General features: G+C 40.6%; 20 protein-coding genes and 2 pseudogenes. 13 read left to right on the top strand and 9 right to left on the bottom strand.

Annotated features, from left to right (window positions below; genetic code table 11):
- Complete coding sequence (rplI, locus tag BKK52_RS02195; protein WP_077420115.1) at positions 1–450, top strand: 50S ribosomal protein L9; 450 nt, start codon at positions 1–3, stop codon at positions 448–450.
- A 300-nt stretch (positions 451–750) separates the two neighbouring features.
- On the opposite strand, the gene BKK52_RS02200 is transcribed toward rplI, so the two are convergent.
- The 3 genes from BKK52_RS02200 to BKK52_RS02210 form a co-directional block, all read right to left on the bottom strand.
- Positions 751–2181: a surface lipoprotein assembly modifier gene (locus BKK52_RS02200; protein ID WP_077477739.1), complete on the bottom strand. Its 1431-nt coding sequence runs from the start codon at positions 2179–2181 to the stop codon at positions 751–753.
- A gap of 90 nt (positions 2182–2271) precedes the next feature.
- On the bottom strand, positions 2272–4113 hold the full coding sequence (locus BKK52_RS02205; RefSeq protein ID WP_077477741.1) for a hypothetical protein: 1842 nt from the start codon (positions 4111–4113) through the stop codon (positions 2272–2274).
- Between the two features lie 449 nt (positions 4114–4562).
- Entirely contained in the window at positions 4563–5615 is a 1053-nt protein-coding gene (locus BKK52_RS02210; RefSeq protein ID WP_077420180.1) for an AI-2E family transporter, read from the bottom strand.
- A gap of 77 nt (positions 5616–5692) precedes the next feature.
- On the opposite strand from BKK52_RS02210, the gene arsC reads away from it, so the two are divergent.
- From arsC to BKK52_RS02230, 4 genes and pseudogenes are all read left to right on the top strand, one after another.
- Complete coding sequence (gene arsC, locus BKK52_RS02215; protein ID WP_077477743.1) at positions 5693–6043, top strand: arsenate reductase (glutaredoxin); 351 nt, start codon at positions 5693–5695, stop codon at positions 6041–6043.
- A 66-nt stretch (positions 6044–6109) separates the two neighbouring features.
- On the top strand, positions 6110–6355 hold the full coding sequence (locus BKK52_RS02220; RefSeq protein WP_077420113.1) for an alternative ribosome-rescue factor A: 246 nt from the start codon (positions 6110–6112) through the stop codon (positions 6353–6355).
- Between the two features lie 21 nt (positions 6356–6376).
- A complete protein-coding gene (locus BKK52_RS02225; protein ID WP_077420112.1) occupies positions 6377–6673 on the top strand; it encodes a DUF5377 family protein in 297 nt (98 codons plus the stop codon).
- 152 nt (positions 6674–6825) lie between these two features.
- Positions 6826–7300 (top strand): annotated as a pseudogene (locus BKK52_RS02230) (transposase).
- Positions 7301–7400: 100 nt separating this feature from the next.
- On the opposite strand, the gene brnQ reads toward BKK52_RS02230, so the two are convergent.
- Entirely contained in the window at positions 7401–8699 is a 1299-nt protein-coding gene (brnQ, locus tag BKK52_RS02235; protein ID WP_077420111.1) for a branched-chain amino acid transport system II carrier protein, read from the bottom strand.
- Between the two features lie 225 nt (positions 8700–8924).
- Here brnQ and nhaA point away from each other — a divergent pair, with 225 nt between their 5' ends.
- Positions 8925–10103, top strand: coding sequence for a Na+/H+ antiporter NhaA (nhaA, locus tag BKK52_RS02240; protein WP_077477744.1), 1179 nt, complete (start codon positions 8925–8927; stop codon positions 10101–10103).
- A gap of 147 nt (positions 10104–10250) precedes the next feature.
- Here the strand turns inward: nhaA and nanQ are convergent, their stop codons facing one another.
- The gene (gene nanQ / locus BKK52_RS02245) at positions 10251–10721 is read right to left on the bottom strand and encodes an N-acetylneuraminate anomerase (RefSeq protein WP_077477746.1); all 471 of its coding nucleotides are present in this window, start codon (positions 10719–10721) and stop codon (positions 10251–10253) included.
- A 241-nt stretch (positions 10722–10962) separates the two neighbouring features.
- On the opposite strand from nanQ, the gene pnp reads away from it, so the two are divergent.
- From pnp to BKK52_RS02260, 3 genes are all read left to right on the top strand, one after another.
- Positions 10963–13092, top strand: coding sequence for a polyribonucleotide nucleotidyltransferase (gene pnp / locus BKK52_RS02250; protein ID WP_077477748.1), 2130 nt, complete (start codon positions 10963–10965; stop codon positions 13090–13092).
- A gap of 81 nt (positions 13093–13173) precedes the next feature.
- Positions 13174–14109: a lipoprotein NlpI gene (gene nlpI / locus BKK52_RS02255; protein ID WP_077420107.1), complete on the top strand. Its 936-nt coding sequence runs from the start codon at positions 13174–13176 to the stop codon at positions 14107–14109.
- A 178-nt stretch (positions 14110–14287) separates the two neighbouring features.
- A complete protein-coding gene (locus BKK52_RS02260) occupies positions 14288–16093 on the top strand; it encodes a DEAD/DEAH box helicase (RefSeq protein ID WP_077420179.1) in 1806 nt (601 codons plus the stop codon).
- A 104-nt stretch (positions 16094–16197) separates the two neighbouring features.
- Here the strand turns inward: BKK52_RS02260 and plsB are convergent, their stop codons facing one another.
- Positions 16198–18627, bottom strand: a complete 2430-nt coding sequence (gene plsB, locus BKK52_RS02265) for a glycerol-3-phosphate 1-O-acyltransferase PlsB (protein WP_077420106.1) — start codon at positions 18625–18627, stop codon at positions 16198–16200.
- Between the two features lie 157 nt (positions 18628–18784).
- Here plsB and lexA point away from each other — a divergent pair, with 157 nt between their 5' ends.
- Complete coding sequence (lexA, locus tag BKK52_RS02270) at positions 18785–19408, top strand: transcriptional repressor LexA (RefSeq protein WP_077420105.1); 624 nt, start codon at positions 18785–18787, stop codon at positions 19406–19408.
- A 282-nt stretch (positions 19409–19690) separates the two neighbouring features.
- Here the strand turns inward: lexA and bamJ are convergent, their stop codons facing one another.
- The 3 genes and pseudogenes from bamJ to BKK52_RS14200 all read right to left on the bottom strand — a co-directional run.
- Positions 19691–20314 (bottom strand): BamJ family beta-barrel-assembly machinery protein, encoded by a 624-nt coding sequence (gene bamJ, locus BKK52_RS02275; RefSeq protein ID WP_077420104.1) that lies wholly within the window; start codon positions 20312–20314, stop codon positions 19691–19693.
- A 20-nt stretch (positions 20315–20334) separates the two neighbouring features.
- On the bottom strand, positions 20335–21204 hold the full coding sequence (gene asd / locus BKK52_RS02280) for an archaetidylserine decarboxylase (protein WP_077420103.1): 870 nt from the start codon (positions 21202–21204) through the stop codon (positions 20335–20337).
- A 130-nt stretch (positions 21205–21334) separates the two neighbouring features.
- Positions 21335–21445, bottom strand: a pseudogene (locus BKK52_RS14200) (IS1595 family transposase); the annotation flags it as partial.
- 1165 nt (positions 21446–22610) lie between these two features.
- On the opposite strand from BKK52_RS14200, the gene BKK52_RS02295 reads away from it, so the two are divergent.
- Genes BKK52_RS02295 through BKK52_RS14050 form a run of 3 tightly spaced genes read left to right on the top strand, consistent with a single transcriptional unit; the run spans position 22611 to position 23282 of the window.
- The gene (locus BKK52_RS02295) at positions 22611–22793 is read left to right on the top strand and encodes a helix-turn-helix domain-containing protein (RefSeq protein WP_077477752.1); all 183 of its coding nucleotides are present in this window, start codon (positions 22611–22613) and stop codon (positions 22791–22793) included.
- A gap of 42 nt (positions 22794–22835) precedes the next feature.
- Positions 22836–23105 carry a DNA-binding protein gene (locus BKK52_RS02300; protein WP_279626511.1) on the top strand — a complete coding sequence of 90 codons (270 nt, stop codon included), beginning with the start codon at positions 22836–22838 and terminating at the stop codon, positions 23103–23105.
- A gap of 42 nt (positions 23106–23147) precedes the next feature.
- Complete coding sequence (locus BKK52_RS14050) at positions 23148–23282, top strand: hypothetical protein (RefSeq protein ID WP_279626510.1); 135 nt, start codon at positions 23148–23150, stop codon at positions 23280–23282.
- Positions 23283–23607: the final 325 nt, after the last annotated feature.

Below are 23607 nucleotides of genomic sequence, written 5' to 3' on the forward strand. Positions count from 1 at the left end.
ATGCAAGTTATTCTTTTAGATAAAATCGCTCACCTCGGTAATGTGGGTGATCAAGTTGATGTTAAATCAGGTTTTGCCCGTAACTTCTTAATCCCACAAGGTAAAGCAGTGATGGCAACAAAAGCTAACATCGAACATTTTGAAGCACGCCGTGCCGAGTTAGAAGAAAAAGCAGCGAAAGCGTTAGCGGCTGCTGTTGACCGTGCAGAACGTTTAGAAGCCCTTGGGTCTGTGACTATCGCTTCTAAAGCCGGTGATGAAGGTCGTTTATTCGGTGCAATTACAACCCGTGATGTGGCTGAAGCTGTGGTTGCAGCCGGCGTTGAGATTGCAAAAAGCGAAGTTCGTTTACCAAACGGCCCAATCCGTACTCTTGGTGATCACGATGTTCGTTTCCAACTTCACGGTGAAGTATTTGCATCATTAAACGTGATTGTTGTTGCTGAATAATTTATTCATAATGAGCCCAGATTGGGTTAAATGATACAAAAAACCTCTAACCATAATGGCTAGAGGTTTTTTATTATTGGAATATTAAAAAAGTGCGGGCGTTTTTAAGGGAATTTTCAGTATTATGTGGCGGTTGCTCAAACCGGATTTTTGTTGATTTTACCGTACTATAAAACATAACAAACTTTATTTTTTCAATATCGCCAAATTAATTTTTACAATCGCTACATAATGTCGAAAAATTCCCTTTAAAAATACAATGTGGGTGAACCTTATTCACCACTTGCCATTCCCATCAATTTAAAAAGATTTCTCAAAAATCAAATTCAGGTTTTGACGGTCGTAAGAATACAGACTTGGGATGTTGCTTTTTTGTTTGCGGTAGGAAAATTGCAATTTTGGTGTGATACCGAACAAATGCCAATCCCGTTTCCAAAGAGTGAGATTAACATTGAAAATGCGATCTTTGCGCACTTTCCCCAAAGGAATCAACCCACCAAGTACCGCTTGATCTTTATAATGGCGTTGTGAAAAGCCCAAACCCAAACGACTGGAAATGCCTTTGCCCCATTCCTGCCCCCAACCAAGACGGAATGATTTGGTGTCGGAGCCGTATTGTTTCACTTTGGTGGTTTCACGGTTGAAATCGCCGCCAAGGTAGAAAAATTGGCGTGGCGTTCTCGCCCACACCAAGGTGGAGGACACTAATTTGGTGTTGCCGTTTTGCGCGCTACTGTCGAAATAGTGTTGTTTGGTGTATTCCATTGCTGTTGAAAGCTGCCAATTCGGGTTAAGCCAATGGCTTAATTCCAATCGCGCGCCATTGCCCCATTGATAACTTTCCCCACCGTACCAACGTTTTTCATAAAATGGTAACAGGCTGAGGGTGGATTGTGCGGTTTTGTAGCGCAAGCCAAGGGAAGTGCGGTTATAAATATCGTCATAATCGTGATTATCCCAATAACTTTTGCCGAACAACTCGTTTTCAAAGGCAAGATAATAGCGGTTGCCGAGGTTGAAATCTTTGCCGAGCAAAAGATTATAGGCTATGCCGTGAGCGGTTTGTGGCATCATATCGTCATTTTTCACATAGCCCGTTTGTTCAATATCACGGCTGTCGCCTGTGTTATTCACATTGGTGTCACGCACATAATAGGCGCTGGCAGAAATTTGCCAAGAATCACGTTCCTGTAATGCCTCCAAATAACTGTTGATAAGTTGACGCACGGGCGCTGGCGTTGCCGGATCGCTCAGGGCTTTTTGGAATTGTGCTTCGGCGGCGGTGTTTTGTTTGTCGTTAAACAACGCAATGGCAAGCTCAATCCGCACCGGGTTGAGATCCGCACGCTCCGCCAACATTGCCCGATAAAGGCGAATGGCTTGGGATAATTCTCCCGTCAATGCCGCCTGTTTTGCCTCGCCAAATTGCACTAATAAGGGATCGTGGTTGGGAAATTTTTTGTAAATTGCCAACAATTTTTCAATCAACGCCGGATCTCGGGCGTAAATGGCTTGGCTGAGTAATTGATGGGTGAGAACAGGATTTTGCATTAAATCCGCCTCGGTGATATTCATTGGCGCAGCTTGTTGCCCTAGAGCCACCACTGATTGTGCCGGTTTTTCCGGGGCTGCCACTTTAATTTTTTGCTCCGGCTCGGCAAGATTATTTGCCATTGCTGGTAGGGTGAAAAATAGGGGGAAAAGAGCGGTTAGTTTTTTTGGTGTTTTCATAGTTATTCAACAAAATATTAATTCGATAAATTAAGAGCGAATAATTATTCGCTCTTTCATAAAATATTTATTTATCACACCAGATAAATATTATTTTGGTTGTTTTTCGGCACTAAAAATGGCGTTATAGTGTTGAAATTTATTTGTAGGGCTAATATCTTTCTTCCCTCTATACGTAATATGACCAACGGCTTCGGAAGCATTTTTACCGAAAAATTGCCCACGGAGTTTAAGCTCTTCTCCTTCTGATAAATTCTTTCCCTCATTGACAAATCGAATAGAATTTGTGCCTATATCCATTCTAGCCTGCTCAAATTCTCTAATGCCTAGTGTCTTACTATTTAACGTTGCTGTTGTAAAAGTATTCTCAGGTCGAGAACAAAAGTGAGCATTAATTGTGATTTCACCATCTTTAAATGGTTTTGTTGGTGAATAATATTCTGGTACTAAGGAGGAGTTTGTCTTTAGACTGTGCGCTCTTGCAAGTACTTCGCCTTTGTAAGTTGCAGAACCTTTCACTTCATCAATAAAATCAATACGATCAGTTTGAACGCCATGGTCATTTACATAAAATTCCCCAACAGGGTAGGTATTACTATACTCTGACTTTGATAGCGAGGCATGACTTCCAGTTAGGATAAATAGCCTCACATCATGTTCATTAGTATATAATGCACCATAGGTTGTATAAGGCGTATTTTTAAACATTATGTTAAATTTTTCTGGACGAGTTGCTTTCACAATTCTCCCATTTTTATCCAACTCCTGAATTTCAATCCCCAAAATTCTCTCATCCTTAACAGATCCTTCATGCCAACCGTAAAAATCCGAAGCAGGAGGCAATTTTGCAAATGCATCAAAATCTAGTTCTTCAATATAACCTCTATTATTATAGCCTATAATATCCTCACCTCTAGGACCATTATACCCCTCTACATATCCAGCATCGCCTCTAAAAAACCAGCTATTAAAATCATTTGAATAAAAGTAAGAGGTACCTTGTCGCCATTGTTTCCCTTCTAAGTTAACTGATGGATTTTCTGGAGTTATGGGCTTCATCGGCTGTTCGGGTTGTGTTGGTTTAGATGGTTGCTCTGGAATAGTATTTCCAGTACCTCCTCGTGAGTCTCCAGGATAAACCCCTTGAGGCTTACTTGGCTTTGTAGGCTCTGCCGGTTGTTCGGGTTGTATTGGTTTAGATGGCTGAGTTGGTTCTGTTGGTTGCTCTGGTTGGGTTGGTTTAGATGGTTGCTCTAGAATAGTATTTCCAGTACCTCCTTGTGAGTTTCTAGGATAAACCCCTTGAGGCTTACTTGGTTTTGTAGGCTCTGCCGGTTGTTCGGGTTGTATTGGTTTAGATGGCTGAGTTGGTTCTGTTGGTTGCTCTGGTTGGGTTGGATTGGATGGTTGGTTTGGTTGTTCCGGTTGAGACGGATTGTCTGGCACAATCACCACCGGTGGTTTATTTTGCTCGGCTTTTTTCTCCACCAAAATATTTTGCACATTGATAACGTTGATTTGTGCTTGTTTCACATCTTGCTGTGCCACTACTAACACTTTGTTTTGCACGATTAATGTTTGGTTGGCTTCTGCCAACGCATCACGTTTTGCTTTTAATGCATTGGCATCTTGCGTTTCCGCTTTTTCCAGTTGGCTGATTTCTTCATTAAGCAAGGTAATACGGCGGTTGATTTCCGTGATTTCCGTTTCTACTCGAGTGAGTTTGGTTTGACTCTCGCTTAATACTTTTTGTGCGGTGGTGGCACTTTGTTCAAGCTGTTGCACGCTTTGTTTACTGTAATCAATGGCTTGTACCGTTGGAGCCGGTTCAATCGGTTGAGGCGCCTTTTCCCTACTACTATCTATCCTGCAACCGGCCAATATTAAAGCAATGAGTGCCGCAGCTGCTGTTTTTTTCACTGTCAATTTCATAATGACCTCCAAAGGTTAAATACAATTTACTATGGGTTTGTTTTTAAATATAAAAACGCGAATATCGTACAAAAAAAAAACAAAAGTAAAGCAAAAATTGAGCAGTTGGAACAAAGGAAAAGCAATTGATGGGAAAAATTCACGTCAATGTGCAGACTGAAATTTGCGATGGTTTAGGGGAAAAATTACGTGCAACGAAGGATTTTAGGAAAATATGTTAATTAGAAAGGTAAAAGTGCGGTCAAAAATAACAGTATTATGCAGCAAATGCACAATTTTCATTTTTCACGCCATACGAGTCGTATGGCGTTAATTTATCTGAGCCACTTTGTGGCTCTCCACAGCTCTAAAAGGGCTGGGATTAATTCACCTTGCACGGCTTGTGCAAGGTGAAAATTTGTTTGTGCAACCGCGACATAATGTCGGAATTTTTAACCGCCCTTTTTCTTTCATTCCCCTTCCGGCAAGGCATTTACCACCGCTTTCACAAGTGTAGCAAGTGGGATGGCAAAAAATACCCCCCAGAATCCCCATAATCCGCCAAAGATCAATACTGAAATAATGATAATGAGCGGGTGTAAATTCACTGCCTCAGAGAATAAATAAGGTACGAGTAAATTACCGTCCAAAAGTTGGCTCACCGCAAAAGCGATAATGATATACCAAAAAGTCGGGCTAATGCCGAATTGAAAGAGTGCAACAAGTGCAACGGGAATCGTCACCAACACTGCGCCGATATAGGGAACCAACACGGAAAGCCCCACGGAAACGGATAATAAGAGCGGATAATTTAAGCCAAAAATAAGGAAAATCACGTAAGTCACCAAAGTAACAATCACGATTTCCAACAATTTTCCGTGAATATAATTGGCAATTTGTTGCTGCATTTCAGTCCATACTTTGAAAGCGAGGTGGCGGTTGCGGGGTAAAAAACGGCTCACGCCTTGTAAAAGTTCCCCCTTATCCTTCAACATAAAAAACATCATCAATGGCACTAAAAAAGCGTAAATGCCAAGGGAAACCAAATTCATAATAGAAGCGAGTGAGAGTTTGACGGCTGATTCGCCAAAGCCAAGAATTTTTTCACGCACGGAAGTAAAAAAGGCATCGATCATCGAATAGTCAATCAATTCGGGGTAATCTTCCGGTAAGCCAAGCAACCATTCATTTAATTTATTAAACATCGCAGGCAAATCGCTGAGTAAAGATATGGTTTGATTCCACAACATTGGCACAAGAATAAGAAAGAAAATACTTGCCAGCCCGATAAATCCACCAAAAATAATGATGGTGGCGACCATGCGGGGGAGTTTCAGATTTTTGTTGAGAAAATGAATAGGCATTTCCAATAAATAAGCCAGGACGATGGCGATAAGTAAAGGGGCAATTAAATCGCCGAAAAAATAAATGGCAATGAATCCGAAAAGTAAAATTGCCACCAGCCCTATTGCTTGCGGATCACCTAAACGGCGTGCATACCAACTTTTCAACATTTCTAACATAATCAACATCCCGGTGAGAATTTTTCATCATTATAAGTTAAAATCCTCACCAGTTATAGCCAACCAAAGGAAATTCTATGTCTGTGATGATTTATCATAATCCCCGTTGTTCTAAAAGCCGGGAAACCTTGGCATTATTGGAAGCACAAGGTATTCAGCCGACTATTGAACTTTATTTACAAAAACACTATTCCGTTGCCGAACTCCAACAGCTTGCAGATAAATTAGGCATCAGCGATATTCGCCAAATGATGCGGGTAAAAGATGAGCTTTATCGTACCCTTAATCTCGATAATCCCGAATTAACCAACGCAGATTTGCTCAATGCCCTCAGCCAACATTCCGCCTTACTTGAACGTCCTATTGTGGTGAAAGGGGAAAAAGCTAAGATCGGACGACCTCCGGAAAACGTGCTGACGATTTTGTAATTTTGCCGTTTATGCGTATAATGTCCCGCCGTGAAAATTCCTTCACGGCTTTTTTAAGGAAAAATGATGAAAAAGAAACAAAAAAGTGCGGTTGAAAATCAACCTGTTTATCAGCACACAAGAGGTGTGGTAAAAGATAATGCGATTATGGCATTGTTACACGACAAATTATTCCGTCAGCGTGTAGAGAAAAAACGCAAAGGAAAAGGCAGCTACCAACGCAAAACAAAACACGTTGGGAAATTTTTTGAAAAGCCCGATTATAAACTTTTTGATTTCAGAAACTTTATAATCGGGTTTTTCTTAAAATAAAAAAAGCAATGTGAGGTAAATATGTCAAACAAAACAGAAATATTATTCAATACAACATGGAATGTACGTATTAGCGATCCGGGCGAAGAGGGCGCGCATAGCCATTTTTTTGAAACCGTTTATTTAACCCTTACGGCGCATTTTGAAGAAAACGGTATTCGCTATGAATTTGTAAGAAGAGTGGAAGAGCAAATCAAAATTCAACGCTCATTTAAGGAATTAACAGAACTCTTTAAGTTTTTAGGGGATTATTTAGATGCTGTCTCCCTTGGCGTATTGGGGGTCAAAATCGGTAATCTTGGTGTAAAAGCAGAATAGTTTTTATCTTTCTTCCGAAAGGGAAAGCAAAGTGCGGTTGAAATTCGGGAAGAAAATCAACCGCACTTTTAATGTCTTTAGACATAATGATTAAAATGTTCGGGGCAGTCCTAGGTAACGACTAAAACGCCCATTTAGGTTAAGATAGCCAAATGAGAAGAAGTCGACTAAGTCAGCATAAACTCATCGTTCTGTTTGTGGCAGGCATCACAGCTCATACCGCCACAGAGTTGGTAAACGTAAATAAAAACCACTGCGGCTTATTATTTCCATCGTTTACGATTGCCTATCTATCAAAACAGCCCTTATTTAGAGATGTTTGAGGATGAAATTGAAGCCAGATAGTATTTTTACACCGATTTCTATCGAAGCTGTGATGTGCTTGATGTGAGTGAATTTAATTATTTTTGCATTAATTACAACATACACTTCGCAGAAAAGCAAAACCACATAAACGGACTTGAGAATTTTTGGAGGCAGACAAAACGCCATTTGTACAAATTTAATGGTATTCCCAAAGCCCATTTTGGGCTGTATTTAAAGGAATGTGAATGGCGTTTTAATCACAGTAACTTAAAATCTCAAATTTCCATTTTAAAACAATTAGTCAAGGTCAGTTTGGGTTAGTTATCTAGGACAACCCCTAAATTTAATAGTATTAAAAATAAGGGATGAAATAAAATTTCATCCCTTATTTTCTTTACTAATTTTTTAAACTATAAATGAATTAAGTCGTTTTTGGGCTAAGAATCAACGATAATCCGAGAGCAACAAAAGCTGGTATTAACCATCCCATTCCATCTGCATAAAGTGGCAAATAATTTAAGCTATTTTCAATAGGTTGAGGCAATAAATCCATATTTTTCAAACTATCACAAGCACTAAAACTCACTGTTGCCAATAAGGTGAAATAATAAGTAAATTTAATGTTGGGTAATTTATGTCGAATGATCTGTAAAAAAACCAACATAATAGCTACAGGATAGATTAATAATAAGGCCGGGATAGTGATGCGGAGTAGTTCTGTTAAGCCGGTTTGGGCGACTGTTGTCGTTAAAGCTGTAAAAACTATCACCCAAAACGAATAGGATAAACGAACATGGAATTTAGCAAAATAATCTGCACAGGCACTGGTTACGCCCACAAGTGTCGTCAGATTTGCCAAAATAATAATACCCGACATAATCCAAGTTCCACCCGAACCAAATAAAGCATCCACATAACGGGAGAAAATTTGTCCGCCGTTAGTCGCACTTTCAGCCACTTTTTCGCTCGTTGCTCCCAAATAAAATAGCGAAAAATATAACACAGCTAATAAAAACACTGAAATCAAACCGGCAGAAATGGTATATTTCATCACCTGCGAAGTAGAGGAAATGTTCCGCACTGCCAAAGCTCGTGCCACAATCCCCCCAAAGGCTATCGCAGCGAGTACATCCATTGTTTGATAACCGCTAATTAAACCTGAGGTTATCGCCGGATTTGTCGCATAAGCTTTGGTCGGTTCAACAATATCGGAGAGAGGCGAAACCATCACATTCACCGCCACTACTACTAATAACACCAATAATGCCGGTGTCATAAATTTTCCTACAGTTGAAATAATCGTATTCGGGCGAAGCATAAAAAGCATACCGATAATATTAAAAACCAACGAAAAAATAAGATGGTTAGTGGAATTATCTTCTGCGATATTTAATGGTAACCATGCCATTTCATAAGCTACATTTGTGACACGCGGCATAGCAAACAGAGAGCCAATCACCAGATACAATGTGGCTAAAAAAACTACTTCGGCCCATTTAGGCAAATCGCGTGTCAATTCTTCTCCACGCCCGACTATTGCAACAACAACCAAGGTAATAAAGGGCATAAATACACCGGTTAAAACAAAACCAAGAGAGGCTGTTGCCCACTGAGTACCGGCAGTAAATCCTTCCATGGGAGGAAAAATAATATTTCCTGCTCCTAAAAAGAGCGCAAAAATCATCATTCCTAAAACAACAATATCTTTACGGGTAAACATAATCTTCTCTATTGACCAAAAGGGCTTCATTCTACTATAAAGTGTAAAATATCCCTAACATTCAAGTGAAGAAATGTGACCTCAATCACATATTGAATATCCTAATTACCCGTAAAAATGACCGCACTTTAATGTGCGATATTTTCCTCAGAAAATAAAAAATATGGTAGTATTCACCCCCTTATTATTTTTATTATTGTTTTTTTATTTTTTGGGGAAATTTTAGTGTTACAATTGATAAAGCGATTTTTTAAACTTGAATCTGCCGGCGGGATTTTACTGCTCTGTGCGGCACTTATTGCTATTTTATTTGCGAATTCACCTTTAAATCCTGTTTATCACGATTTCTTAAACCTGCCTGTAAGTATTCAAATTGGTGCATTTTCTATTGATAAAACCCTCATTCACTGGATTAATGACGGTTTTATGGCGGTGTTTTTTGTTTTAGTCGGGTTGGAAGTTAAGCGTGAATTATTGGAAGGCTCGCTTTCTACTTATCAACAAGCCATTTTTCCTGCTTTTGCTGCAGTGGGTGGAATGCTCGTTCCTGCATTAGTTTATGTCTTTATTGCCCGTCAAGATCCGACCCTCGCTAACGGCTGGGCGATTCCAATGGCAACGGATATTGCCTTCGCCCTTGGCATTATGGCACTTTTAAGCAAGCAGGTTCCACTGCCGTTAAAAATCTTTTTGTTAGCTCTGGCTATCATTGATGATTTAGGTGCGATAGTCGTCATTGCCTTATTTTTCTCCCATGGGTTAAGTCTTCAAGCCCTCATTTTTGCCGCTATTGCTATTGTATTGTTGATCGCATTAAATCGATTTAAAGTTACCGCTCTTTGCGCTTATATGGTGGTCGGCACGGTTTTATGGGCATCCGTACTCAAATCCGGCGTACATGCCACCCTGGCCGGTGTCATTATCGGTTTTTGTATCCCATTGAAAGGTGAAAAAGGCGAAACGCCATTAGAAGATTTTGAACACTTACTTGCCCCCTGGACATCGTTTCTCATTTTACCGCTTTTTGCCTTTGCCAATGCGGGCGTGAGTTTTGAAGGATTGGATTTCTCAATGCTAACTTCCCCGCTATTGCTTGCTATCGCACTAGGCTTGATTCTTGGTAAACCTATTGGGGTGTTTGGTTTTAGCTATTTGTCAGTGAAATTAGGTATTGCAAAACTACCGGAAGGAATTAATTTTAAACAAATTTTTGCTGTCGCTATACTGTGCGGTATCGGTTTCACGATGTCTATGTTCCTTGCCAGCCTTGCATTTGATGCGGATGCCGGTGAAAGCGTAAACACATTATCCCGCCTGGGTATTTTGCTCGGATCTACATTTTCCGCCGTTGTTGGTTATTTGTGCTTAAAACAAACTACAAATGATCTATCCCCAAAATGCTAGGGGATTTGATTCAAGGAGTGGGATTCACTTCACGTTAAGTACGTATTTTGTCCATAAATAATCTGCACCTTCATCAGTTGAAGTTTAGTCCAACTTTTGGGTGCAGATCAAAAAGTGAGAAAATTTTGACCGCACTTGATATAACAACTAAATTAACGAAACCGGCACTTTCACCACGAGCTTTTTAATTTTTTCCGCCTTTCCATTCACTAAACAACAAGGTTTATGGGGTTCGTAAGGATAGAATACGGCAAACATCTTAGGCGTTAATGTGACGGTAAATTTATTTTCAATTTCTGTTGAGGTGAGCTGATAGTCATCAGCCTCATTGTAATCTTCATAGGCGGCTAAATCCGGGTAAGTTGCCCCTACTTCAATATTTTCCATTCCCTGAATCAACACTTGTATATCTAAATAATCGTGATGTAATTCCGCTTTTTTACTGCTTGGTTCTGCAGTTTCTGGTTCCATTACGTTCATATAAATTTGATCGTTAATCTCATGGCGGCCGGTTTCTAAGGCATTGAGGTCTAAGGTATTGAGATAATCGCAGACTTCTGCAATCACTTTGGGTAAACCTACTTTAAAATTGGGGTTGGTTAGGCTGCTGATAATCATCTTCTCTCCTTAATGAATGAATAAAAATTGCCTCATCATAGCAAGTTGGTGAGATGAAATAAAGTTACCCATCAGCCTAAAACATCTGTATAATGTGCCAGTTTTATTTTCTGTATTAGCGTGCGGCTAACAAAAGAAATTTTTCTCAAAAGTGCGGTCAATTTTCTTAAAGATTTCTTTTGCTAGTCGCAATCTGGAAAATAAAGCGTTGTTTTTAATATCAAAATAAAAGGAAAACATTGTGAATCCAATTGTTAAACAATTTAAATATGGTCAACACACCGTCACATTAGAAACCGGTGCGATGGCACGTCAAGCCACGGCTGCTGTGATGGCGAGTATGGACGACACCAGCGTGTTCGTTACCGTTGTGGCGAAAAAAGAGGTAAAAGAAGGTCAAGATTTCTTCCCATTAACCGTTAATTATCAAGAGCGTACTTATGCCGCCGGTCGTATTCCGGGTGGCTTCTTCAAACGTGAAGGTCGCCCTTCTGAAGGTGAAACGCTCATCGCCCGCTTAATTGACCGCCCTATCCGTCCATTATTCCCGGAAGGTTTTTTCAATGAAATCCAAGTGGTCGCTACCGTTGTTTCCGTTAATCCGCAAATTAGCCCGGATTTAGTGGCGATGATTGGTGCTTCTGCAGCATTATCCCTATCCGGTGTGCCGTTTAATGGCCCTATCGGTGCGGCGCGCGTTGGCTTTATCAACAATCAATTCGTATTAAATCCAACGATGGCAGAACAAAAACAAAGCCGCTTGGATCTTGTTGTCGCAGGAACGGATAAAGCCGTATTAATGGTGGAATCTGAAGCGGATATTTTATCCGAAGAGCAAATGTTATCTGCGGTTGTATTCGGTCATCAACAACAACAAGTGGTGATTGAAGCCATTAAAGCGTTTGCCGCAGAGGCGGGTAAACCACGTTGGGATTGGGTTGCCCCTGAGCCGGACACAGATTTAATCAATAAAGTGAAAGCCATAGCAGAAACCCGTTTGGGCGATGCTTATCGTATTACTGAAAAACAAACCCGCTACGAGCAAATTGATGCGATTAAAGCGGATGTTATCGCACAAATTACCTCAGAAAATGAAGAAATCAGCGAAGGTAAAATCGTTGATATTTTCACCGCACTTGAAAGCCAAATCGTGCGTGGACGTATCATCGCCGGTGAACCACGCATTGATGGTCGCACCGTTGATACCGTGCGAGCTTTAGATATTTGTACCGGTGTGTTACCACGCACCCATGGTTCGGCCATTTTCACCCGTGGCGAAACTCAGGCCTTAGCCGTTGCCACATTAGGTACCGAACGTGATGCTCAAATTATTGATGAATTGACCGGTGAACGTTCCGATCATTTCTTATTCCACTATAATTTCCCCCCGTATTCTGTGGGAGAAACCGGTATGATCGGCTCACCAAAACGCCGTGAAATCGGTCACGGTCGCTTGGCAAAACGTGGTGTGGCGGCAGTGATGCCAAGCCTTGCCGAATTCCCTTATGTGGTGCGTGTGGTTTCTGAAATTACTGAATCCAACGGTTCTTCTTCCATGGCATCGGTATGTGGTGCTTCCCTAGCCTTAATGGATGCAGGTGTACCGATTAAAGCTGCGGTTGCCGGTATTGCGATGGGATTAGTCAAAGAAGACGAAAAATTTGTCGTGCTTTCCGATATTTTAGGTGATGAAGATCACCTCGGTGATATGGACTTTAAAGTAGCAGGAACCCGTGAAGGCGTCACCGCATTACAAATGGATATCAAAATTGAAGGGATCACCCCGGAAATTATGCAAATTGCGTTAAATCAAGCAAAAAGTGCGCGTTTGCATATTCTCGGTGTCATGGAACAAGCCATTCCTGCACCTCGTGCAGAGATTTCTGACTATGCTCCTCGTATCCATACGATGAAAATCGATCCGAAGAAAATCAAAGATGTCATTGGTAAAGGTGGGGCAACCATTCGTGCCTTAACCGAAGAAACCGGCACATCTATTGATATTGATGACGATGGCACAGTGAAAATTGCCGCTGTTGATAACAATGCAGCGAAAAACGTGATGTCACGCATTGAGGAGATCGTTGCAGAAGTCGAAGCCGGTGCAATTTATAAAGGTAAAGTGACTCGCTTAGCCGATTTTGGTGCGTTTGTTGCTATCGTTGGTAATAAAGAGGGATTGGTTCACATTTCACAAATTGCTGAAGAGCGTGTTGAGAAAGTGAGTGATTACCTTCAAGTTGGTCAAGAAGTCAATGTGAAAGTCGTGGAAATCGATCGTCAAGGTCGTATTCGCCTTACCATGAAAGATCTTGCACCAAAACAAGAGGTGGAAATCCCGCAAGAATCGCCTGCAGACGAGCAAGAATAATCTCAGCAGGATTGCGCAAAACTTGGTGGTATCACGCCATCAAGTTTTGTTGTTTTTAATCAGAGATACAAAAGAGAGCAAATGCAATATTTTCGGTTACCTCACCGTCATCTCAGCTATTTGTTGGGATTATGTGCAATATTGTTGCTTGCCGGCTGTACCCAATCCGGCGGGGCTTTTGTGTCTAAAAATCGGGTAGTGCTGGCGGAACAGAATCCGAATGTTCACTTTGAACAAGAAGTGATGATTGTACGACTCAGCCAAGTATTGCTTGTCGGAAAAATGAGTAATGAAGAACGGGCATCCTTACATTTTGAGCGTGGTGTTCTGTATGATGCGCTCGGTTTATGGGGGCTTGCACGTTATGATTTTATCCAAGCACTTGCATTACAACCTAAAATGGCTTCGGTGTATAACTACCTGGGGCTTTACTTATTGCTTGAGGAAGATTACGACGGTGCATTGGAAACTTTCAATGCGGTGTTTGAATTAGATCCAAGCTATGACTACTCCCACCTTAACCGTGGTTTAAATTTTTATTATGTAGGACGTTATAATCTTGCCGAACAAGATTTCTTACAATTCTACCAAGCCGATACAAAAGATCCTTATCGTGTCTTATGGCTCTATTTGAACGAACAAAAATTAAAACCACAAGAGGCCCATAAAAACCTTGTTGAACGAGCAAAGGGGCTATCGGAGGACTTCTGGGGTACACATATCGTTCAATATTACTTAGGACACCTTTCCGTCGAAGAATTACAACAGCGTGCCGGTGAATTTGCCCAAAACACGCAACAATATGCTGAAATTCTTACGGAAACTTATTTTTATCTAGCAAAACAAAAACTCAATGTGGGGCTGGTTGATGAAGCGGCGGCTTTATTTAAACTGGCGATGGCAAATCAGGTTTATAACTTTGTTGAGTATCGTTTTGCCTCCTTTGAGCTGATGAAACTCAAACCGGCTCAAACGGAAGAGGAAAAAGACGGAAAAAGTGCGGTCATAAAACCGTGATTTTTTAACCCGCACTTTAATCGCAATCTCTCATGCTTTGCAAGTTATTGGGGAAAATAAGAGGTTCTCCTTTTGATCTTCAATAAGCTTTAATACCCCCTGCAAAAATGATGAGATGGATACCACAAACAAACCTGAAAGCCCTTTGAGCTTTCCTTTTTTATATTCGAGTATTTTAATGACTGACAAAATCACCTTTAATGACTTAGGCTTACCTGACTTTATCTTAAAAGCGGTTTCAGACTTAGGTTTTGAAACCCCTTCCCCAATTCAACAAAGCTGTATCCCCCATTTACTCAACGGTAACGATGTATTAGGAATGGCGCAAACCGGGAGCGGTAAAACCGCCGCTTTCGCTTTACCCCTATTGGCTCAAATTGATGCAGAAGCAAAATATCCACAAATGTTAGTGATGGCGCCCACCCGTGAGCTTGCTATCCAAGTGGCAGAGGCTTGCGAACAATTCGTCAAATATGCACAAGGCATACGCATTGTGACCCTTTATGGCGGACAACGCTATGACATTCAACTTCGCGCCCTAAAACAAGGAGCACAGGTGGTGGTAGGCACACCGGGGCGTATTCTTGATCATATTCGCAGAAAGACATTAGATTTATCCGACCTTCGTTTTATTGTGTTAGATGAAGCAGATGAAATGTTGCGAATGGGCTTTATTGATGATGTGGAAACCGTCATGGCGGAACTTCCGGAACAACACCAAACCGCCCTTTTTTCTGCCACCATGCCGGAGCCAATTCGTCGTATTACCAAACGCTTTATGAACAACCCTCAAGAGGTGAAAATTAAAGTCAATAACGAAAATGCACCGGATATTGAGCAAAGCTGTTGGTATGTCCACGGCGTGCGTAAAAATGAGGCGCTACTTCGCTTTCTTGAAGTAGAAGAATTTGATGCGGCGATTATTTTTGCCCGTACCAAAAGCGGCACCTTAGATATTACCGAGCTATTAGAAAAAAACGGGTTCCGTTCTGCCGCACTCAATGGTGATATGACCCAACAACTCCGTGAACAAACCCTCGATCGCTTACGCAACGGCAGTCTTGATATTGTCGTTGCCACCGATGTTGCCGCACGAGGGATTGATATTGAGCGTATCAGTCTTGTGGTCAATTATGATATTCCACTTGATGCCGAATCTTATATTCACCGTATCGGCCGTACCGGTCGTGCCGGTCGTTCCGGTCGGGCATTACTTTTCGTTGAACCCCGTGAACGCCGTTTGCTACGCAATATTGAACAGTTGATGAAAAAACCGATTAATGAAGTGGAATTACCTAATCATTTAATCTTACAAGATTGTCGCCGTAAAAAATTTGTCACTAAAATTACAAAACAACTTGAACATCACGATTTAGAACAATATCGTAGCTTATTGGAAGATTTATTCACCGCCGATCAAGCGCAAGAAGATATTGCGGCGGCAATGTTAATGTTGCTCCAAGGCAAACAAAAACTCATTCTGCCACCGGATCCGCCAATAGAAAAACGCCGTCGTGAACGCAATGAACGCCGTGAAAACCCACGTTCTGCAGAACGCCGTGGCGAACGAAAAGGCTATGGTAACCCACAACCGATGGATTTATACCGTATCGAAGTCGGCAGAATGGATGGCGTTGAAGTGCGCCATATTGTGGGTGCTATTGCCAACGAAGGGGATATTAATAGCCGTTATATCGGCCATATCAAACTTTATGATGATTATTCCACCGTAGAATTACCACAGGGTATGCCGAAAGAATTGCTTCAACAATTCGGTAAAACCCGCGTGTTAAATAAACAAATGCAGATGTCATTCTTGGGGGAAGTGAAATCTGATAAGTCACGTGGTGATGATTTTGGCGGTAAGCGAAAAGAACGTGGCAATCATTTTGAGCGTGGTCGTTTTGATCGTAACGAACGAAAATTTAACGGGAAAACTAACCGCTCTTTCCATGATAAACCCCGTAGAAACCGTCGTGGCTAATCATTGGAAAAAATATTGAAAATAAGGACACCATTTCGGTGTCCTTATATTTTTTTGGCGGTATCGAAAACTTCTCGAGTTTTAACCACACTTTTCTTTCGCTATTATTCTATTCCTTCCGCTTTTTCCACGGTGCCTTTAATGGTAAGGCTGATTTCAGAGGAGATGAGATGTTCAAGAATAGAGGAAAATGTTTCCAAGAGCGGGAGATTACCCTGACCTTGCTCATCAAAATACCCCTCCTCTTTTAAATTCGCAATAAAGGCAGAGAATACGGCTTTATCAAAGAATTCCGGTGCATTGATTCCGTGTAAAACAGACAGGCGCTGCGCAACTAACTGGCTTTCCTTTTCTAATACCGAACGTGAAACTTGTGGATCTTTTTGTAAAATCGTCACGGTAATATAGTAACGTTGCAAAATTTCACGCACGCCGGCAGACCAAAGTTGTAAAATTCGTACTCTTGAACGATTAATAGAGAGGAAATTCTCATTGCTGTGAATCACCTCTTGTCGAGTGAACTCCGCAATAATTTTACCGATTTGCGCCTTTAATTCCTCTTGGCTGAAATGCAAGAAAAGCTCCCCTTTTAAGAACGGATAAATCTTAGCCACAGCATCCAATAAGAGATCTTTTTGAATCGCTTCATAATGCAACACGACACTTGCCACCAATGAAGGTAAAACAAAGGCGTGTTGGATATTATTACGATAGTAGGTCATCAATACAGCGGAGGTACGTTCAAGACGAACAATTTCACCAAAGTTATCTTTTTCGACCAGTACACCGACACGATCAAGGCTCAACACGTGTTCTAACATCACTTTTGGTGAGTCCGTTGGGGTGACCATATCTTCGGAATAAGGGGCGTTTTGTAACATTTGTTGATAACTGTCCAATTGTTCAAGTAATTGCTCACGGGCAAGGGCACGTTGACGTGAAGAAAGTAATGCCGTCCCCACTAAATTCATTGCATTGACGGCTGCTGCTTTGTTGATATTCACCATTACTTGATGAGATACCGCATCCACTGCAGGGGTAAACCACCGGGGTTTATCTTCATTATTATTTTCTTTCCAATCGGGAAAGTGTTGATTGAGATAATTGGATAGCGTAATCGGTTCGCCGAAATTCACGAAACCTTGCCCTAAATTCCGTAGTTTTTTAATTACGCGAATTACTAAACCGGCATTTTCTTTCTCTTTTGTCGCACCACGTAATTCTTTTGCATAGGTATCCACTTCCAAAACATGCTCATAGCCCACATAAACCGGCACGACTGAAATTGGACGGGTTTGGTGATGTTGAAGGGCTTGTAATGTCATCGACATCATCCCTGTTTTTGGTGCGAGTAAACGACCGGTACGGGAACGTCCCCCTTCAATGAAATATTCTACCGAATAGCCACGGTGGAACAATTCCGCTAAATATTCACGGAAAATAGCGGAATAAAGTCGATTGCCTTTAAAAGTACGACGAATGAAAAAAGCTCCCCAACTACGGAAAAGACGACCTACCGGCCAGAAATTGAGGTTGATGCCTGCGGCAATATGAGGAGGCACTAAACCCTGATGATAAAGCACATAAGAAAGCAATAAATAGTCAATGTGGCTTCGATGGCAAGGTACATAGACAATTTCATGACCTTCAAGGGCGAGTTTGCGAACACGATCCGCATTTTGCACATCAATACCGGAATATAATTTATTCCAAAGCCAACGTAAAAAACGATCTGCCGCCCGAAGGCTGGAATGGCTCACATCTGCGGCGATCTCATCTAAAATTTTATAGGCTTCTTTTTCTGCTTTTTCTCGGCTGATATTTTTACTTTTCGCTTCATCCTCAATCGCCGTTTGAATAGCGGCGGATTGCAGAAGTTTACCAAACATTGCTTTACGGTTCGGTAAACGCGGACCGGTCGCAGAAATACGTTGGCGTGCAAAGTGCATTTTGGCGACGCGTGCTAATTTTTGTGCCATTTTTTCATCGGAACCGTGTTCGTTTACCATATATCGCAACGAAACGGCTTGGGAAAAACGGACAAAGGTATCACGTCCAAACCAAATTGCGGCAAAGGTTTTCTGTATACCGTTCAATAGGCGTAAATTGGGTAAACCTGCTTTATCTTCATGTCCCGGTGAACGTCCCCAAAGCACGGAAACCGGTACGATTTGTACATCTAAATCGTCAAAAGAGCGGTGTAATTCCAAGTATTGATTAAATACTTGGATGGTTTCGTCTTTTGCTCCCTTTGATTTAAAAAAGCGGCGACCTTCATCCAAATACACATAACGAGGTAAATTTACATCATGCACATTATTTTTTTCTGCAGGATCCGGTAAGTTCAAATCTAAACAATGGCGGCGGAAAATCACAAAATCCGTTTGTGAGGTGTAAGGTAAAACATAGACGATAGGCTGGGAAAGATTAAGTTGAAGTTCTTCAATAGGATTGGTCGGAATGGGATTATTTTTTACTAAGAACGATAAAGGAAATTCTAACAGTTTACGATAGGCATTCACGATACTCGGCATAATCAGGCTCTCTTTTGTTATCAATTAGCGGGTCAATAATATCATATTAGACCGATTATAATCCTTTAAAATTTTGTATGAGATAGAAATAACGGTTGCAACACCTTATCTTCTGTATATAATGACATAATCTCTGTATATAACAACAGGAGTAGCTATGAAACCATTAACTAACCGACAACAGGAAGTGTTAGATTTATTAAAACGGCATTTGGAAACAACCGGAATGCCGCCGACACGGGCAGAAATTTCCCGTGAATTGGGATTTAAATCTCCGAATGCAGCGGAAGAACATCTAAAAGCTCTTGCACGCAAAGGAGCGATTGAAATTATCTCAGGTGCATCACGCGGTATCCGTATTCTTGATGATAGCACTAACGATGAGCAGGAAGGATTGCCCTTGATCGGTCGTGTCGCCGCCGGTGAACCGATTCTTGCCGAGCAACATATTGAAGGCACCTATCGGGTTGATGCGGATATGTTTAAACCACAGGCAGATTTTTTACTCAAAGTCTATGGTCAATCAATGAAAGATATTGGTATTCTAGATGGTGATTTGCTCGCTGTTCATAGTACAAAAGATGTCCGAAACGGGCAGGTTGTGGTGGCACGTATTGAAGATGAAGTCACCGTAAAACGTTTTGAACGCAAGGGATCGGTGATTTATCTTCACGCAGAAAACGAAGAATTTCAGCCTATTGTCGTGAATTTGGAAGAGCAGCCGTATTTTGAAATAGAAGGTATTGCCGTAGGCATTATTCGTAACAACGCTTGGATGTAATCTTTCTCTAAGGGAATATACGGTAAAAAATGATCTGCCCAGAAGTTTAATCAAAATTCAATTGGTTAGGGGAGATTTTTTATTGCCGATTAAGGAATTGTTTAACGGGGAAATTATCGGTTATTCAGGTTAAACTAAAAGGACGAAGTTCTGTGGAATACAGAACTTCGTCCTTGAATTAAATGGGTTTAACTTTGTGGAAGAGTAAACCGGTTTTTCTCTAAAACCGGTCATAATTTCCAAGAAATTCGGGAAATTTTTAACCGAACTTTAAGATTAAAATCAGAGAATATCCAGTAATTCCACTTCAAATACCAGGGTAGAAAACGGTGGGATGGAAGCTCCCGCACCACGTTCACCATAGGCTAATTCATGTGGAATGGTGAGTTTCCATTTCGAGCCAACAGGCATCATTTGTAAGGCTTCTACCCAGCCGCGAATTACACCGTTTACCGGAAATTCAGCAGGTTGTCCTCGTGCTACGGAACTATCAAATACCGTACCGTTTGGTAACGTACCGGTATAGTGCACTCGAACTTTGTCGTTTGCTGAAGGTTTTGCACCGGTACCTTCTGTGATAATTTCATATTGAAGTCCGCTGTCGGTAATGTTTACACCAGTTTTTTTCGCATTTTCCGCTAAAAATGCTTTGCCTTCTTCTTCAACCGCTTTGAATTTCGCTTGCTGAGCTTGCGCTGCTTGTTGTTGAAGTTGTTGTACGGAAAGCATTAAATCATTGATGTCTAAAGCCGGTTGATTGTGATTGAGAGCATCAAAAATCCCTTTCGCTACCGCTTCAACGGTAATATCCATTTGGCTATCTGATAATTGCTGACCGATTTGTAAACCGATACCGTAACTGCCTTTTTCGGAAAGGCTTTCTAATTTAATTTGTTCAAAATTCATAATGTTTTCCTTTGTAAAAATTAATTTTTGTATGCCAAGATTTCGCCCATACGCACCGATTCGCCTGCCGTGAGATGATCCGCTAAACGTACTTTATTTTCTTGGAATAAATTGATTACAGTGGAACCAAGCTGAAACCAACCCATTTCTTGACCTTTTGTGAATTTCACCGCACTTTCGCCCTCATAAGTCCAGGTTTTTACTTCATTGTGACGTGGCGGATTAATCACGCCTGCCCAAGTCGTCCCAATACTCGCAGTGATGGTGGCGCCCACTAGAATCTGTACCATCGTGCCGAATTCCGTATCAAACACACAAATCACCCGCTCGTTACGGGCGAATAAATTGGGCACGTGTCGGGCTAAAAACGGATTAACGGAGAATAAATCGCCGGGAACATAAATCATTTTACGTAGTGTTCCATCGCAAGGCATATGCACACGGTGATAATCGCTTGGTGAAAGATAAGTGGTGGCAAATTCACCATTTTTAAAGGTGTTGGCCAATTCTGCATCGTCCACCAATAAATCTTCTAAACGGAAAAAATGCCCTTTAGCTTGTAATAAACGATTGTCATCAATATGACCGCATTCACTGATACGACCGTCTGCCGGCAAGCAAAGTGCGGTCGGATTTTGGTTAATCGGACGAGCGCTGTCTTTTAGAGGGCGAATAAAAAATTCGTTAAAACTGTCGTACTCATTAAATTGTTCTTTTTGCGCAACACTCATATCAATATGGTATTTTTTCGCAAAGGCTTTAATGGCGAAGTGTGTGATTGCCCCCCATTTTTGCTTGGCAAACCAGCCGGCAAATTGGGTTAAATAAAGTTGAGGCATCACATATTGAAAAGCAACTTTCAGGCGTTGCCAATAAGAAATTGAGAGCATATTTACTTTTCCTTATGAAAATGAGCGGAGATTATAGCAATTTTTACTATTCTTCCAACTTTTTAATTTTCATACTTACGAGCTTCCACGTTTTCCGCCATAACTGAACATTTGGGGCTGTCCTAGATAACTAACCCAAACTAACCTTAACTAATTGTTTTAAAATAGAAATTTGAGATTTTAAGTTACTGTGATTAAAACGCCATTCACATTCCTTTAAATACAGCTCAAAATGGGCTTCCCGGCCCCGTTTACCTTTGCGGATACCACCGAAATAACTCTCATCGGCTTCAATTTCACCCTTGTAACTAACCACTAAAAGTGAGAAATAAAGAAACAAATAGGGATTGCTTAAATTAAGCGGGATTAAGTGGTTCAAAACCTTATTAAATGGGGCTTTACAAAATGTAAGCCTCTTTTTTATTGCAGGAAAAACAGAAATGATGAAATGGGAAAAACTTCCTTAAATGACAAATTTAACCGCTAAAAGTGAGAAACACAAACACCAGTTTAAATGTGTTTAAAAGACGATTTAAATATGTTCAAACGAAGTTTAAAAATATGATCTTTTTCAAAAAATTAAAAATTCATTCTTGTTGTGCAAGCATCATTTACTATTCTTTTCACATTAAGGCGTTTTTTAAAAGAGGTAATGCCCTCGGTGCAGTTTTGTCCGAAAAGTATTAGGCTATTTTACGATTCGCAAATAGCTCCGAACTCTCTTTTTGTTCCTTTTGAGTTTAATTAGCCAATGTTTCAGCAGAAGCAATCAACAGCATTTTCCTATCATTGTTACATAATCTGAAATTTTCAATTAAACGCAGTTCTTCATCACTTAACTTAAACTGAGAAGAATTGTCGTGACTTAAATTTTCTACTTTTTTTCAATTATCTCAAGAACTTGTAAAACTTTATCTTTAAAACGTGTACAGCTTGGACCAATTGATGCAGATGCTACACCAATCTGTCTTGAATCGAATAAAAGAGAGAGCCACCCCTTCAGCACTTCCAACTGTCTTTGTATTGAAACCTAGCTGTCTTTGCACGTCTAGTGGAAAAGACGAATAGTGGTATTCGTATGCTATCCCTCTCTTTCCTTTTACTTGCTTTTTTCTTCTTTGGTCGCTCGTCTTGTGATGTTCGTTGCTTTCTTTGGTAAATTTCCGATCCCTTCTAATTCAAAAGCAGTGAACCATTCACTTTTTTCAGATGAATTCATAAAGCACCTTTTAAATTCATTATTGAATCCCAAAAGATAACGATAAACCATTTTAGAAATCAAATGGTTAAAAAATAATTGAAACATTGTAAATTCTCTATTAATTTTACAATGAATTCACTATATTATTCAATTCATAGTTAGCCAACTACATCTAAATGTAGTTGAGCAGGTAGCATTAAAACTAATCAAGGCTCGCACAAAATGGCAAGAGAAAAAAGGAATTGCATTGGCTAAGCTCGGAATTGAAAACGGATTATCAAAAACTACTGTTCGTAATGCCCTAGATAAGCCTTATCCCAAAGGGGAGAAAATAATTGCGGATGCATTGGGACTTGAGCTATCAGACATCTGGCCTAGTCATTATTAAAGAGCTTGCAGGTGTCGGTGGACTACCTAATAGTCAAGCAATATAACTCGAAAAGCAAGAAATTTATCTTGGGAATTCAGACAAATGGAAGGTGTTAAAGGTATTAGTTTTGAATTCTCTTTCAATTCATTACCCCAAGAGGTTCAAGCCGAACTACTTCTAAAACAAAGTGCGGAAGAAACGTTGGCAGTTTCGGAATCAGCTCCGAAACGTAAAGCATTAAATTACCTGCCTGAAGTGATTTGGAAACCTTTCGATAAGGCAACCGAAAAACAGAAAGAAAGCTCTAAAGTAAAAGTGGCGTTGTTGTAAAGTAGATGATTTAGTGCGCCACAAACCGCCCTCAACGCGTGGATGCATGGTGTCATCAGCCCAATTTTAAGCCATCAAAATAAACCGCTTGCCCTCAACGTAGGGACATTAGATAACCCAATGGCAAGCCTTGTATTGGAACGATTGAAAAAATGGCAAGCACGTGGGGAAAAATAAAAAACAGTAAGCCAAATAAACTTTTTGGGGCTGTAGTAGATTAGCAAATTGTTTATAGGCTTGTTTTCCTTCAGTATAATCTTTCCAAATTTTTATTGGGTTTAATTTCATTTTGAAGGTAAATATTTTAAGGCAGGTATTACATCTATAGCGCTGGAATTTATTTCTAATACAAAATTTACAGATATTTGAACTTTGGCAGAAAAGGCAGTTTTTTGTTTATTTTTCAAAAAATAAGGTTAAGACTTTGTAATATAAAGCTTTAACCCTATTTTGATCAACCATTGATAAGTAACAAAAAAACCAAAACCTTTCGATTCAGGGG

The organism is Rodentibacter trehalosifermentans (genome assembly GCF_002000545.1).
Lineage (GTDB): Bacteria > Pseudomonadota > Gammaproteobacteria > Enterobacterales > Pasteurellaceae > Rodentibacter > Rodentibacter trehalosifermentans.